Genomic DNA, 13,818 nt, shown 5'->3' with positions numbered 1-13,818 from the left:
GGGGCTCTCCCTGCCATCCGTCATTCAGCTGTCTTCCCCATCGGGGCCGATGGGGGCATTCGCAAGGCGCCAACGCCAGTCGGCGTTGAGCGAGTCCTGCTTGATCAGGTGCGCGTTGAGCATGTCCTTGTGATGGGTGCGCTCGTGGGCACCGCGGGCATCCTGGCCCATCTCGCGCCAGCGATGCAACAGACGCGGCACCAGCACCTCATCCTCGATATCCAGAAAGATGCTGATGTCGAACAAGCCGAGCAGCGCGTCCCAGGGCGCGTGGCGCAGCAGCAGATAGTTGCCCTCGACCAGCACGATGCGATGGTGAGTCTCGACCACGCGGCCACCGGCACGTGCCAGGTCCAACGGGCGATCGAAGACCGGCACGGCAACCGGGCCATCATCGGCGCGCACCCTGACGAGATCATGATAGAGCCCGCGCGCATCGAAGGTCTCCGGTGCGCCCTTGACGTAGAGCAGGCCCTGCGGCGCCAGCACGGCATTGTCGTAGTGATAGCCATCCATCGGCACCACCACGGCGATGCCGGGTTCCAGCGCATTGAGGGTCTCGCACAGGGATTCCGACAACGTCGACTTGCCCGCCGCCGGCGGGCCGGCGAGGGCCACGATGGTACGTGTGCGCTGACTGGAGGCGTGTTCCGCCAGCACACGGCTGGCCATGTCGTCCAACGAGGGCGACATGTGGGCCAGGCGAGAATCGGGTAAAGATGTCACGTGACTACCTCATTCATGGATGCGCACCCTTGCAGCGGGACGGAAGGTGTCTCTCATCCTTAGCTCATCCAGTTGCCACCGTCGACATTGAGTGTCTGGGCGACGACGAAATCGCTGTCTTCACAGGCCAGAAATACCGCGGCGCCGGCGTGGTCATCCGGCAGCCCCATGCGTCCATAGGGTACCGCCTCACCGACCAGACGTTTCTTCTCGCCCAGCGGGCGTTGTTCATGATGGGCGAACAGCGCATCGACCTGATCCCACATCGGCGTGTCGACCACGCCCGGCGCGATGCCATTGACATTGATGCCATGGCGGATGAGATCAAGCCCGCAGGACTGGGTCAGGCTGATCACGGCGGCCTTGGAGGCACAATAGGCGCTGACCAGCGCCTCGCCGCGTCGTCCGGCCTGCGAGGCCATGTTGATGATCTTGCCGCCCTGCCCGCGCTCGACCATCGTTCTGGCCACCGCCTGCAGAGTGAAGAACAGGCCCTCGACATTGACCGCCAGCTGGTGGCGCAGCATGCCCTCGCTGACCTCCAGCACCGGCGCCATGGCGAAGACGGCGGCATTGTTGACCAGAATATCGATCGGCCCCAATTGTGCCTGCACGCATTCCAGCATGCTCTAACGCGAGACGCTCGACGTCACGTCCAGCGTCACCGCCAGGACGCGTGCCTGTGGCCCGGCCTGCTCGCGCAGCTGCTGGGCGGCGCGCTCCGCCGCCTCGCCATTGATGTCCGCCAGCGCCACATAGGCGCCTTCGGCGACATAGCGGGTGGCGATGGCCAGGCCGATACCGCCCGCAGCGCCGGTGACCACCGCCACCTTGTCGGCGAGCCGGGCGCTGCGTGGCGAGGTCAGCGGCTCACTATTATTGGCCGACTCGGATAGCGTCTGCATGTAGTTACCCCCTGACGGTGCTCATGTGGCGCTCATGTGGCGCTCAGGTCGCTGGCCTGACCGATACGCAGCTGACTGATCAGACCACTGACCTCCTCCATGCTCGCACGGCTCTGCCAGGCACCCGCCTCCAGCTGACGCTGGGCGTGGCCCGGCGGAATATGCCCGGCGCCGGTGAAGCCGATCACGCGCAGACCGGCCGCGACCGCCGCGCTGACGCCGGCGAGGCTATCCTCGATCACCACGCACTCCAGGGCATCACGTCCCAGCTGACGCAGTGCCAGCTGATAGACGTCCGGCGCGGGCTTGGGGCGCGCGACCTGCTCGGCCGTGAAGAGCGGCACCGAGCCCAGCCAGCGATCCAGACCGGTAGCGGCCAGCGAGGCACGCACTCGCCGCTCGGCACTGTTGGAGACGATCGCCACGGCCACGCCATTCGCCAACAGCCCGCCAAGCAGTTCCGCCATGCCGCTGATGGGCGCAAGTTCCTTTGCCAGACGTGACTCGATGGCGTGGTCGATGCGCTCCATCGCCTGCGGCGGCAGGGTGTGAGCGCTCATGGCCTCCAGATGGCCCAGGATGGCCTCGGTGGTCATGCCCAGCGCCGCGCGCAGCTCGGCCTCGGTGTCGAGGTCCGGCAGCCACTCACCCAGCTGACGCGACAGCTCCTCCTCGGCCAGCACTTCGCTGTCCACCAGCACGCCGTCACAATCGAAGATCACCTGCTGCAAGGGTGTACTCATCTCGTCCTCCTCTCTGGCCTCAAGACCCCCGGCTTCCCGATTCGCGGCTGCGCGGTTCATGCGCGGGCTTCCTGTGCGGCGCTGGCACTGGACAGGGAATTGTCCTGACGCGTCAGGCTGGTCAGCGGGTGACGGTTGAGATTCTGCAGCGCCAGCCCTTCACGGGTGAAGAGGTGCGCACGCTCGGTATCGAAGCCGTAGCGGATGCTGTCACCCACGCGGCTGTTGACGTCGCCATCCGCCATCAGGATCCAGCCGCTGTCGGACTGCTCGTCGGACTTGAGGCCGCCGATCGGCGCATCGCCGGAACCATCCGGAGTCGCCAGGTACAGGGAGGTCACCCCGCCCAGACGCTCGATGACCTGAACCTGGCCGCTGAACGGGCCTTGCGCGTCGAGCATCAGGTGCTCGGGGCGCACGCCCAGCGTCAGGCTGTCGCCGACGATGACCGAGGCACCATCTTCGGTCTGGCTCACCACCGGAATCAGGCGCTCGCTGCCATCAGGCAGGCGCACCGTGACGCCCTCACCGGCCACGCCAGTGACGGTGATGTCGAGGAAATTCATCTTCGGCGAGCCGATGAAACCGGCCACGAAGCGGTTGCGCGGGTGATGGTAGAGCTCCATCGGCGAGCCGACCTGCTCGACCACGCCGCCCTGTAACACGACGATCTTGTCGGCCATGGTCATGGCTTCGACCTGGTCGTGGGTCACGTAGATCATGGTCGCCTTGAGCTCGGCATGCAGCCGCGCCAGCTCGATACGCATCTGCACACGCAGTGCGGCGTCGAGGTTGGAGAGCGGCTCATCGAACAGGAAGATGCTCGGGTTGCGCACGATGGCGCGGCCGATGGCGACACGCTGACGCTGACCACCGGACAGAGCCTTGGGCTTGCGGTCCAGCAGTGGCCCGAGCTGCAGCACCTCGGCGGCGGCGTTGACCTTCTCGGCGCGCTCTTCCTTGGAGACGCCGGCGAGCTTGAGGCTGAAGCCCATGTTCTCGCCCACCGTCATGTGCGGGTAGAGCGCGTAGCTCTGGAACACCATCGCCAGGCCGCGCTCGGCCGGGCCGATATCGTTCATGCGCTTGCCATCGATCAGGATGTCACCGGAGGTCGCGTTCTCGAGACCGGCGATCATGCGCATCAGCGTGGACTTGCCACAACCGGACGGGCCGACGAAGACCACGAATTCCTGGTCCTTCACTTCCAGGTCGACTCCCTTGATGACCTGGGTGGTGGAGGCGCTGGCGCCGCTGCCGGAGGTGAATTCCTTGACGATGTTCTTGAGCGTGAGTGTGGACATGGGAAGTTTCCTTATCCGCACCTGCCCGAGGGCAGGTGATGGCAAATTTGGGTGGCATGGCAAGGGTGCAACATGCGTGTGGCTCTCGGCCGCCTGCGCTGATCTGCTAACAGTCAATGTTCATCAGCCAATGTGGCGCAGGCGGCGTACCTCTCTGTGGCTTTTGCGTCTTGCATGTGCGTCTTGTGTGTCTCTGGCTGGCGCGGATTACTTGACGGCGCCGAAGGTCAGGCCGCGTACCATCTGCTTCTGGGTCATCCAGCCGAAGATCAGGATCGGCGCGATGGCGAGCGTGGAAGCCGCGGACAGCTTGGCCCAGAACAGCCCCTCCGGACTGGAGAAGGACGCGATGTAGGCGGTCAGCGGTGCAGCGTTGGAGGTGGTCAGGTTCAGGCTCCAGAACGCCTCGTTCCAGCTCAGGATCACGCACAGCAGACCGGTGGAGGCGATGCCCGGCAGGGTCAGCGGCAGCAGCAGGTGGAAGATCTCCTGCAGGGTGCTGGCGCCATCCATGCGACCGGCTTCGAGGATGTCCTTGGGAATGTCCTTGAAGAAGGTGTAGAGCATCCAGACCACGATCGGCAGGTTCATCAGCATGTAGATGATGATCAGACCGGTACGGCTATCCAGCAGGCCCAGATCGCGGAAGATCAGGTAGACCGGCAGCAGCACGCCCACGGACGGCAGCATCTTGGTCGACAGCATCCACAGCAGAGTCCCCTGGGTACGCTTGGTGGGCAGGAAGGCCATCGAGTAGGCGGACGGAATCGCGATCAGCAGCGCCAGCAGCGTTGCCCCGAGCGAGATCACCACACTGTTGAGGGCGTACTTGAAGTAGTCCGCACGTGCCTGGATCTCGATATAGCCCTCGACGCTGGGCGTGAAGAACAGGCTCGGCGGCGTGGCGATCGCCTCGGCCTCGGTCTTGAAGCTGGTGAGGATCATCCAGAAGATCGGGAAGAACATCACCAGCGCGATGGTCCAGGCCACCAGGGTCAGGACAAGCTTCTTGTTGATCACGCTGCGGCGCGCGCGACTGGCGCTGACGGCAGCGCTGGCGGCGGCCACGGAATTGGAAGTTGAAGTCGACATCATTGAGTCTCCCTGTGCTGAGCGCTTGTCATCAGTTCTCGAGATTCTTGGCGACGGTACGCACCAGGAAGAAGGCCACGATATTGGCCAGGATGATGGCGATCACGCCACCGGCGGAGGCACCACCCACATCGAAGTCCAGCAGGGCGCGGATGTAGATCAGGTACGCCAGGTTGGTCGAGGCAAGCCCCGGACCACCGGAGGTGGTGACGAATATCTCGGCGAAGATGGTCAGCAGGAAGATCATCTCGATCATCACCACGACGCTGATGGCACGCTTGAGGTGCGGCAGGGTGATGTAGAAGAAGATCGCCACCGGCCCTGCCCCGTCCATGCGCGCCGCCTCGACCTGGTCGTCATCAAGTGACTGGATGGCGGTCAGCAGGATCAACACCGCGAACGGCAGCCACTGCCAGGTCACGATGATCACGATGGAGGTCAGCGGCAGGCTGGCGAACCAGTCGATGGCCGGCAGACCGAACAGCCCGGCGACCCAGGCCAGAATGCCGTTGACCGGGTGCATCATCATGTTCTTCCACACCAGGGCACTCACGGTGGGCATGATGAAGAACGGCGCGATCACGAACAGGCGCGCGACGCCGCGACCGAAGAATTCCTGCTGCAGCAATACCGCCAGCAGCGTGCCGCCGACCACGGTGGCGACCAGCACCCAGCCCACCAGCAGCAAGGTGTTGCCCATGGCGGTCCACAGGGACGGGTCGGTCAGCAGGTAGTAATAGTTGTCGACGCCGGCAAAGCCGGACACCGACGGCATCATCAGGTTGTAACGCTGGAAGGAGAACCACAGGGTCATGACCAGGGGTACCAGCATCCACATCAACAACAGGCTTACGGCTGGGGCTTGCAGCGACAGGGTTCGCAATCCCCCGACGGTGCGTCCGGATGCTCTCGTGCGCATGGTGAGTCCTTCGATACGGTGAGGAAGTCGGGCAATGCGGTGGGCTTCAGGCCGAGGCTGCCCGTGCCACGCCGCGAGGGCGTTGCAGGAGTCTCGAGAGGAAGGGGGTAACCGCGGGTGCCGGACGGGGCTCCCGCCGTGCTTCGAGTCAATTACGATTGAGGCTCAAGGCAAGGCGGGAGGCCGTTGCAACGTTCAGATCAGATCGGTTGAGACCAGATCCGTGGGGATCAGATCGGCTGGATCAGATCAGTAGCCCGATTGGCGCATGGTGCGCTCGGTGGAACGCTGGGCGGAGGACAGTGCCTGCTCGACCGACATCTGGCCGGCCAGCGCCGCGGCGATCATCTGACCCACCTGGGTACCGATGGACTGGAATTCCGGGATGGTCACCATCTGCACGCCGACATAGGGCACCGGCTCAAGCGTCGGATCGGTCGGGTCGGCACTGGTGATGGCGTCCATCACGAAGCCGGCGAAGGGTGCGGCGTCCTTGTAGGACTGGTTCTCGTAGGTGGAGACACGGGTGCCCGGCGGGATGCTGGCCCAGCCTTCACGCTCGCCAACCAGGTTCACGTATTCCTGGGAAGTGGCCCAGGTGATGAAGGTCTGGGCGGCATCCTTGGACTTGGAGGATTCCGGAATCGCCAGCGCCCAGGACCACAGCCAATGCGAGCCCTTCTCCGTCTTGGCGATCGGTGCCGGCGCAAAGCCCAGCTTGTCGGCCACGGAAGATTCCTTCGGGTTGTAGAGCTTGCCGGCCGCCGAGGTAGCATCGACCCACATGCCGCACTTGCCGCTGGAGAACAGTGCCAGGTTCTCGTTGAAGCCGTTGGATGTCGCGCCCGGCGGGCCGTACTTGCCCATCATGTCGACGTAGAAGTTGATGGCCTCGCTCCAGGCCGGGGAATCCAGCTGCGGCTCCCACTCCTCATTGAACCAGCGGCCGCCGAAGCTGTTGACCATGGTGCCAAGCACCGCCATGTTCTCGCCCCAGCCCGGCTTGCCGCGCAGGCAGATGCCGTAGACGCCTTCATCCGCGGAGTTGAGCTTGGCGGCCCAGTCGTTGACCTGGCTCCAGGTCGGCTGCTCCGGCATCTCGATACCGGCCTGCTCGAAGAGGTCCTTGCGGTAGTAGAGCATGGAGCTTTCGCCATAGAACGGCAGCGCGTAGAGGCCCTTCTTCTCGCCCTCGGTCACGCTCAGACCATCACGCACCGGCTTGATCAGGTCATCGACCTGATAGTCCTCCGGCAGGTTGTCGAGCTTGGTCAGCCAGCCATGCTTGGCCCAGATGGGCACTTCATAGGTGCCGATGGTCATGACATCGAACTGGCCACCCTGGGTCGCCACATCGGTGGTCAGACGCTGGCGCAGCACGTTCTCTTCCAGAACCACCCAGTCGAGGGTGATGTCCGGATGCGCCTTCTCGAATTCGCTGGTCAGGCTCTGCATGACCACCATGTCGGCGTTGTTGACGGTCGCGACGGTGATGGTCTCGGCGCTGACCTGGGCGCTGAGCGGCGCCAGGGCAGCGACACTGGCGAGCGAGAGCAGATGACGGCGGGACTTGGTGATGTGAGGTAGGCGCATGAGGGCACTCCATCGGGGCGTTATTGGCATTGTTCTTTTCGAGGGCAGCGGCGCCTTGGGCACCGATGCCTTCCCATCAACCGGCTTGGTGAACGGATGTCCTGGCGAGACATCGCGACGCAAACACGTTCGATCAAAACGTCATTAAGTGAACAAATGATCGGATCAGACCTGTGAAAAAGCAAACCCTGAAGCGCTATACCTTGGGCTATACAACCTTGGGATCTGATCCTTTGGGTGTAGGCCACAAGGCGGCATGGCCACTGAGCTTGCGTGCAATTCAGCATAGACAGATATTAGCGTTAAACGAAACAACGCAGGCCACGATTGCCGCCCCGATTCCTTATCATTGAGGCGAACAAACGCACTCGATTGTCAGACAAGAGAAGACAGCGTTCGCCCTAAAAGTCGTGGCTCCGACGCAAGGATGGGAGAACGAAGGGGAAATAAAGAGAGAACAAAGAGCGAACCCAGAGAGAGCAAAGGGCAAGAAAAAACGCAGGTATCGCGAGGAAATAGCAAAGGAATGGCGAAGGAGGGGCGAAGGAGTGACGGAGAAATAGCAGAGCAATAGCGGCGGGAAGGTAACGGGAACGCCCGAGCATCGCGCGGGCAACGACAATGCTGAACCCTGGCTAAGATAATGACACCGCAAACGACACCAGGAGCAAGGCATGGGGCCATACGCCCCGCCCTGCTCCCGATGACTCGCTCGGCGCCTTGTACGGCGCCTTGTGCAGACTGTATCCACAAAAGCCTGTCATCGGGAGCCAGTCGTCAAGCGCAAGCCATCAGCAGAAAACTAATAGGCTGCAGACATCTCGGTGAAATCATACGAAGACGGCAGTTCTCTGCTCACTCCTTGAGGGCCGCGCAGACCCGCTGGGCGGCCACCTCGTCGATGATCAGCCCTTGCAGCCAACCACCGCGCAACGCACACAGGATGGCCGGCACCTTGTCGTGCCCGCCCGCCAGCCCGATCAGCGGCTGCGCCTTGAGCGAGGTCAGCGGCACACTGGTGATGCGCTGCGCCAGCGGGCAATCGATCAGCCGGCCATGGGTGTCCAGCGGCCAGCCCATCAACTCGCCCACGGCACCGACTTCCATCAGCTCATCGCGCTCGGCGGCGCTGATGAACTGATCCTGGAACAGCGTCGCCTGGGCATCGAGACGCCCGATGCCGATCATGCCCACATCGGCCTCACAGGCGACCTTGAACACCGCCTTGACCAGATTCTGCCCCTGCAGCGACTCCTTCTCCTCGATGCTGGCCGCCACCACGGGCGCGGGCAGCAGGAAGCGATCAGCGCCGATCTTGTCCGCCAGCAGCATCACGCTGTCATAGCGGTTGGAGGAGCCATCCAGCGCCACATTGCCGACCAGTGACACGATGCGATGCTGGGGGCGCTCGCTGCGACTCAGCGCTTCCACCGCCGCACGTACCGCACGCCCGGTGCTCAGCGAGATGGTCTGTGGCTGCTGGCGACCGAGATAGAACGCCAGGCGCTCGGCACCCGCCACCGCCAGATACTCCGCGATGCTCTCCGGTGACTGGGTGTCAGAGGGCACCACATCGCAGAAGCTCAGCCCGAAGTGCTCCACCAGCGTATCCGACAGCGCCATGCTGCTGGCCACGGGATGGTCGATGGAGATCTTGACCAGCCGCTCCTGGCGCGCCAACGACAGCAGGCGCTGCACGCCGGGGCGCGACACCCCCAGCTGAACCGCGATGTCGTCCTGGGTCCGTCCACCGACATATGACAACCATGCAGCCCGCGCAGCCTGCTCCAGTCGCTGTTCAAACTTGTCCATGCGCTTTCTTCCACACTGTCGATTGAGTCCAACACTTTCCACGCCGCCGCCACCGAGCACAAGTGCCACGCGCCAACCCGTGCACGAAACGACAACGCCCCACCGATGAAGGCGAGGCGTTGCAGAGGCGCTTTTTCGCGCCGATGGCATCAGCTGACAGACGCCGGTGCGCCGCGAAGGACTACATGAACCAGCGTGCGCCATACCCCCACAGCAGCACGGTGACCGCCAGCAGGCCCTCGAGAACCAGCACCCCGACCCCCAGTGTCGACCCGGTGACGAGGAAACCTTCCTTGTTGGAGATGTCGAGCAGTGGCGGAATGCCCAGATACAGCAGGTATGCGCTGTAACACAGGCCAATGGTGCCCGCGAGGATACACACCCAGATGACGGGATAGAGCGCGACCAGCCCCGCGAGGAACATCGGCGTGGCGACATAGCCCGCGAAGATGATGCAACGCCGGCGGCTGGGGTGCCCCGAGAAACGCTGCGAGAGCATGTGAATGACAGTGCCCATGAAGCCGATCGCTGTCAGTATGGCGATATAGAACGCGATACCGGCGAAGAAGGCATCCAGTGGCTCCAGAAGAATGGCGTGGCCTTCCGTCAGGCTCCAACCGAACTGCGTGGTCCCGATATAGGCACAGATGACAGGCACCAGCGCCATGAGCAGCACATGATGTGCGTAGAGGTGGGTGATGGATTCGTGTTCCTTGCGGATGGTCTGCCATTCCCGTTGCGGATGCGCCATCAAGCCCCATACGTGGGTCAGCATGTGGTCTACCTCCCGTTGACAGTCGTCGACAATCCGGCCATGCGGTCCCGGCGCGGAGTTCGTGTCAGGGCAGTTGCACAGCCATGTTCTGAGCGTAGACCACATTGCGCCAACTGGCAGTTCAACGCCCGTTGCCCCTTCCGAATCGTGCCGGTGCAGGCGTGAAACAGGCCAACCGGGGAAGCGTTGATCGAGACAGCGACAGCACGCCCTGCACTTTTGAGGGATACTTGATTTACCCCCTATGGATGGATGACGACGAATGCCAATCGGACAGCGTAGCGGCATGAAGGCAGTGCTTGTCATGCAGGGAGTGCTCGACATGAAGAGAATGTTCGGCATCAAGAGAGCGCTCGGCGTGGGCCTGGCGCTGGGCCTTGCCACCCTGGGCACGCCCGCCCAGGCGGAGCCTGTCGAGCTGACCATGAGCCGCGAATACGGGCCCCAGACCATGATGGGCCAGCGCGCCCAGCAGTTCGTCGATCAGGTAGCATCGCTCAGCGGGGGCGAGCTCGCGATCACCTTCGGAGAGGGCCCGCTGAGTCGGCTGCGCTCGGTGAATCACCTCGAGGCCATCAACGCCGACATCATCCAGCTGGCCGACTCCCACAGCGGCGCGCTGGCCGCCGATATGCCGCTGTTCGGCCTCAGCTCGCTGCCGACTCTGGTCGATGACCCGCATCAGGCGCGCGAACTCTACCGCCTGGCGCGCCCCAGCTATGAAGCGCTGCTGGAAGAGCATGACCAGATTCTGCTCTACGCCCTGCCCTGGCCGCCCAGCGGGCTGTGGTCGCGCAAGCCGATCACCACACGCGATGACCTCCGGGGCGTGCCCGTGCGGGCCTACGACCGCAATACCCAGCGCGTACTGCTAAACCTTGGCGCCATCGCCACCGTGCTCGGCTGGGAGCCGATGCAGCAGCAGCTGGCCGAAGGCCGTATCGAGGCGGTGATGACCTCGGCCCTGGGCGGCCTGACGGCGGAGCTCAACCGCACGCTGGACCACTACACCGCGCTGCAATACGCCATGCCGCTCAATATCGTTCACATGAGCCGGTCACGCTTCGAGGCGCTCGACGAGACCCAGCGCGAGGCCCTTCTCAGCGCCGCGACCGAGATCGAAGACACCAGCTGGAACGCCATCGCCAGCGTCCTGGAGCAGACCCATGCCCAGCTGGAAGAGGCCGGCGTGACGGTGAGAAACCCTCTCTCGCCCGAACTCAAGCGCTCACTGGCACGCGCCAGTGTCAGCGTGATCGAGAGCTGGCGCAGCAAGGTTGACCTTGAGGAAAGCGAACTGCTGGATCGCTATCTCGCACAACGCGATGCCCTCTGAGTCAGGCGCGCGCCCACGCCACCGACCTTGGCCATGACGGCCACCCCACGCGGCAACCTCTCCCGACAGCGCAGGGAAAATGCGCGACGTCACGATTCAGCTGAGCATAAACGCAGGCATGCACTACCCTAGCGGGCAAAGGTCAAAGACAAAAAGAAAGGATTCCCCATGACGCCTTCTTCACGTATCTCCACCCTGTTGTCTGCTGGCCTGGCAGCGGCAGGCCTGATCGGCGCACTCAGCGCGCACGCTCAGACGACCCTCAGCATGAGCAGCGATTACGAGCCCGACACGATGATGGGCCAACGCGCTGCCGAATTCAGCCAGCAGGTCGCCAGCCAGTCCGAAGGTGACCTGACGCTGGCGCTGCGCTCGGACATTCGCTCCGCCAGTCACCTGCAGGCCACCGCCGGCGGTGTCATCGACATCGCCGCGACACTCAGTGGCGCGCTCGCCGAGGAAGCCCCCTTCTTCGGCATCTCCTCGCTGCCGGCGATCGCCTACGACCTCGATGAAGCTCACCGCCTCTACGTGGTCGCGAAGCCGCGCTACGAGGAACTGCTCGCCGAATACAATCAGATCCTGCTGTATGCCCTGCCGTGGACGCCCAGCGGCCTGTGGTCGAAAGCGCCCATCGCTGACGGTGATGACCTGAAGGACATGCCGATCCGCACCTACGACCGCAACACGCAGCGGGTGCTGCTCAATCTGGGCGCGGCGCCTCAGGTGATGAGCTGGGGAGAGCTCAAACCCCTGCTGCCCAGTGGCAGCATCCACGGCGCGCTGACCTCCGCGATGGGCGGTGTCAGTGCAGAGCTCTACCGCTACATGCCCCACTTCACCACGCTCAACTACGCGATGCCGCTCAATATCATCCACATGAATCGCGATAGCTTCGACGACCTGACAGAGGCGCAGCAGCAAGCGTTGATCGATGCCGCGCATGCCGCCGAGTCTGCCGGCTGGACGGCCACCCACAGCGTGCTGGACGAGGCCTACGCCATCCTGCAGGAGAACGGCGCGAAGCTGATCACGCCGGCCCCGCCTGAGCTGCAGGATGCCCTCGAGGAGGCCAGCCAGCATGTGGTGGAAAGCTGGAACCAGAAGGTCTCCAATAAAGATCGCGAACTGCTGAGCAGGTATCTCGAATCACGTCCTGAGCGCTGAGCCCGAAAGCACTGATGATCGTCAGGCTCCAGACACGACAACGGCACCCGAGGGTGCCGTTGTCGTCTTCGTGCGCTTCACGTCTTGTGCAATAGAGCGGGGCTCTGCTCAACGATGCGACGCCGCCAGTCCCGCGCCGGCCACGACGAACAGACTGCCCGTGGTGCGATTGAACAGCCGCACGCGCCGGTGGCTATCAAACCAGCGACTGATGCTGGAACCCGCATGGGCGTAGGTGCTCATCGTCAGCAGGTCCACCACCAGCCAGGTCAGCGCCAGCACCACGAACTGGGGCAGCTGCGGCTGGGCCATGTCGATGAAGTTGGGAAACAGCGCGCCGAAGAACAGCAGGTCCTTGGGGTTGCTGATCCCGATACCGAAGCCCTTGCGACACAGTTGCCAACGCGTGGCTCGGGCGCGCATCTGCCCGTCTTCCCCCACGGCATCGAACACCACCGGCTGGGATGGCGCCCGCCAGGCCTGAATGCCCAGATAGATGAGATAGAGCGCCCCGACGATCTTCAGCACCAGAAACCCCGTCTCGGACGCCGCCAATGCTGCGCCGAGGCCCAGCGACGACAAGGCCATCAACACCAGTGACGCCGCCGCCCCACCCACCACCGTCGCGAACGAGCGGCGTCGGCCGTGGCGCAGGCCATGATCCATGCACAGCAACGCAAACGGCCCGGGAAAGGTGATCAAGGCGGTGATGACGCTGACATATGCCAGCCAGACGGTGAGTTCCACTGGGTTTCCTTGTCGTTCAACGAGTGACGAACTGCTGAAAGGTGACCTGCCAATATCGCGGCTCTCCGCCACGTCAGCAACACTTTTCGCACCGATCGGATCGGCAAGACAGCCGCTCCCCTCTTTGAGCATGTTGTTGCTGCCGATAACCACTTCTGTGGGGGCTGCCAAGCATTGACAACCAGGCTCCATCACACTTCACTCCTACAAGGAGACTGCCGAGCGCTATTCACAAGTGCCCTGCTCACAAAAGCTCTGATCACAAAAGCTCTGATCACAGAACTCTGCCCCAGATTCAGGACGAATCTGGCGACACTTAACTACCAGGGAAGAACCATGAGTGACTGCGTGTTTTGTCAGATCGTTGCAGGCCACAGTCAAAGCCATGTCGTGGCCGAAGATGAGCACTTCCTGGCCTTACTCTCCATCTTCCCCTCTACTCCGGGCAACACGGTCGTCATCCCCAAACGCCACCTTGGCAGCTGCGTGTATGAACAAGACGATGAGCCCGGCTTATTCATGAGGCCGACCTGAAAACGAAGGTGGCGAGTGGTTTTCTCTTGTAGAATCATGATGTTCCTGCCAGAACACGATTCAAGAGGACCACTCGCCATGGGTGAAACCCTAACGACCTGGACGCCCTCATGCAACGGCTCTGTCCGTGTCGAGCTGAGCGGCCACCGCACCACCAGCGACAGC

The 13,818-nt window shown here is 63.2% G+C and carries 12 protein-coding genes and 1 pseudogene; 3 read left to right on the top strand and 10 right to left on the bottom strand.

Annotated elements, in window-relative coordinates:
- Positions 1–24: 24 nt before the first annotated feature.
- The 9 genes and pseudogenes from IZU87_RS08980 to IZU87_RS08940 all read right to left on the bottom strand — a co-directional run bounded on the left by IZU87_RS08980 (position 25) and on the right by IZU87_RS08940 (position 9,869).
- Positions 25–726 (bottom strand): nucleoside/nucleotide kinase family protein, encoded by a 702-nt coding sequence (locus IZU87_RS08980; RefSeq protein ID WP_324692034.1) that lies wholly within the window; start codon positions 724–726, stop codon positions 25–27.
- A 59-nt stretch (positions 727–785) separates the two neighbouring features.
- Positions 786–1,631 (bottom strand): annotated as a pseudogene (locus tag IZU87_RS08975) (L-iditol 2-dehydrogenase).
- Between the two features lie 32 nt (positions 1,632–1,663).
- Positions 1,664–2,374, bottom strand: coding sequence for an HAD family hydrolase (locus IZU87_RS08970; RefSeq protein ID WP_249330508.1), 711 nt, complete (start codon positions 2,372–2,374; stop codon positions 1,664–1,666).
- 56 nt (positions 2,375–2,430) lie between these two features.
- Entirely contained in the window at positions 2,431–3,678 is a 1,248-nt protein-coding gene (locus IZU87_RS08965) for an ABC transporter ATP-binding protein (protein ID WP_153635405.1), read from the bottom strand.
- Positions 3,679–3,885: 207 nt separating this feature from the next.
- Positions 3,886–4,770, bottom strand: a complete 885-nt coding sequence (locus IZU87_RS08960; protein WP_043334580.1) for a carbohydrate ABC transporter permease — start codon at positions 4,768–4,770, stop codon at positions 3,886–3,888.
- Positions 4,771–4,801: 31 nt separating this feature from the next.
- Entirely contained in the window at positions 4,802–5,689 is an 888-nt protein-coding gene (locus IZU87_RS08955) for a carbohydrate ABC transporter permease (RefSeq protein WP_043334545.1), read from the bottom strand.
- A gap of 249 nt (positions 5,690–5,938) precedes the next feature.
- A complete protein-coding gene (locus IZU87_RS08950; protein WP_107335189.1) occupies positions 5,939–7,282 on the bottom strand; it encodes an ABC transporter substrate-binding protein in 1,344 nt (447 codons plus the stop codon).
- An 855-nt stretch (positions 7,283–8,137) separates the two neighbouring features.
- The gene (locus tag IZU87_RS08945) at positions 8,138–9,094 is read right to left on the bottom strand and encodes a sugar-binding transcriptional regulator (protein ID WP_213114293.1); all 957 of its coding nucleotides are present in this window, start codon (positions 9,092–9,094) and stop codon (positions 8,138–8,140) included.
- A gap of 181 nt (positions 9,095–9,275) precedes the next feature.
- The gene (locus IZU87_RS08940; RefSeq protein ID WP_213114292.1) at positions 9,276–9,869 is read right to left on the bottom strand and encodes a Yip1 family protein; all 594 of its coding nucleotides are present in this window, start codon (positions 9,867–9,869) and stop codon (positions 9,276–9,278) included.
- A gap of 322 nt (positions 9,870–10,191) precedes the next feature.
- Between IZU87_RS08940 and IZU87_RS08935 the strand changes: the two genes are divergently transcribed.
- Both IZU87_RS08935 and IZU87_RS08930 read left to right on the top strand, forming a co-directional pair.
- Complete coding sequence (locus tag IZU87_RS08935; RefSeq protein ID WP_213114291.1) at positions 10,192–11,205, top strand: TRAP transporter substrate-binding protein; 1,014 nt, start codon at positions 10,192–10,194, stop codon at positions 11,203–11,205.
- Between the two features lie 168 nt (positions 11,206–11,373).
- The gene (locus IZU87_RS08930; protein WP_213114290.1) at positions 11,374–12,372 is read left to right on the top strand and encodes a TRAP transporter substrate-binding protein; all 999 of its coding nucleotides are present in this window, start codon (positions 11,374–11,376) and stop codon (positions 12,370–12,372) included.
- A 108-nt stretch (positions 12,373–12,480) separates the two neighbouring features.
- On the opposite strand, the gene IZU87_RS08925 is transcribed toward IZU87_RS08930, so the two are convergent.
- Positions 12,481–13,119: a LysE family translocator gene (locus IZU87_RS08925; RefSeq protein WP_153635401.1), complete on the bottom strand. Its 639-nt coding sequence runs from the start codon at positions 13,117–13,119 to the stop codon at positions 12,481–12,483.
- A gap of 336 nt (positions 13,120–13,455) precedes the next feature.
- Here IZU87_RS08925 and IZU87_RS08920 point away from each other — a divergent pair, with 336 nt between their 5' ends.
- Entirely contained in the window at positions 13,456–13,653 is a 198-nt protein-coding gene (locus IZU87_RS08920) for an HIT domain-containing protein (protein WP_213114289.1), read from the top strand.
- The last annotated feature ends 165 nt before the right edge of the window (positions 13,654–13,818 follow it).

The sequence above is a fragment of the Cobetia sp. MC34 genome, assembly GCF_018340035.1.
In the GTDB taxonomy this organism is placed as follows: Bacteria; Pseudomonadota; Gammaproteobacteria; order Pseudomonadales; family Halomonadaceae; genus Cobetia; species Cobetia amphilecti.
Note: the sequence above shows the minus strand (reverse complement) of the source record. Positions and strands in the feature narration are given on the sequence as shown.

Coding starts and splice junctions, on each gene's coding strand:
- IZU87_RS08930 (WP_213114290.1), top strand. CDS start 11,374: ATGACGCCTTCTTCACGTATCTCCACCCTGTTGTCTGCTGGCCTGGCA.
- IZU87_RS08970 (WP_249330508.1), bottom strand. CDS start 2,374: ATGAGTACACCCTTGCAGCAGGTGATCTTCGATTGTGACGGCGTGCTG.
- IZU87_RS08955 (WP_043334545.1), bottom strand. CDS start 5,689: ATGCGCACGAGAGCATCCGGACGCACCGTCGGGGGATTGCGAACCCTG.
- IZU87_RS08940 (WP_213114292.1), bottom strand. CDS start 9,869: ATGCTGACCCACGTATGGGGCTTGATGGCGCATCCGCAACGGGAATGG.
- IZU87_RS08950 (WP_107335189.1), bottom strand. CDS start 7,282: ATGCGCCTACCTCACATCACCAAGTCCCGCCGTCATCTGCTCTCGCTC.
- IZU87_RS08935 (WP_213114291.1), top strand. CDS start 10,192: ATGAAGAGAATGTTCGGCATCAAGAGAGCGCTCGGCGTGGGCCTGGCG.
- IZU87_RS08960 (WP_043334580.1), bottom strand. CDS start 4,770: ATGTCGACTTCAACTTCCAATTCCGTGGCCGCCGCCAGCGCTGCCGTC.
- IZU87_RS08920 (WP_213114289.1), top strand. CDS start 13,456: ATGAGTGACTGCGTGTTTTGTCAGATCGTTGCAGGCCACAGTCAAAGC.
- IZU87_RS08945 (WP_213114293.1), bottom strand. CDS start 9,094: ATGGACAAGTTTGAACAGCGACTGGAGCAGGCTGCGCGGGCTGCATGG.
- IZU87_RS08965 (WP_153635405.1), bottom strand. CDS start 3,678: ATGTCCACACTCACGCTCAAGAACATCGTCAAGGAATTCACCTCCGGC.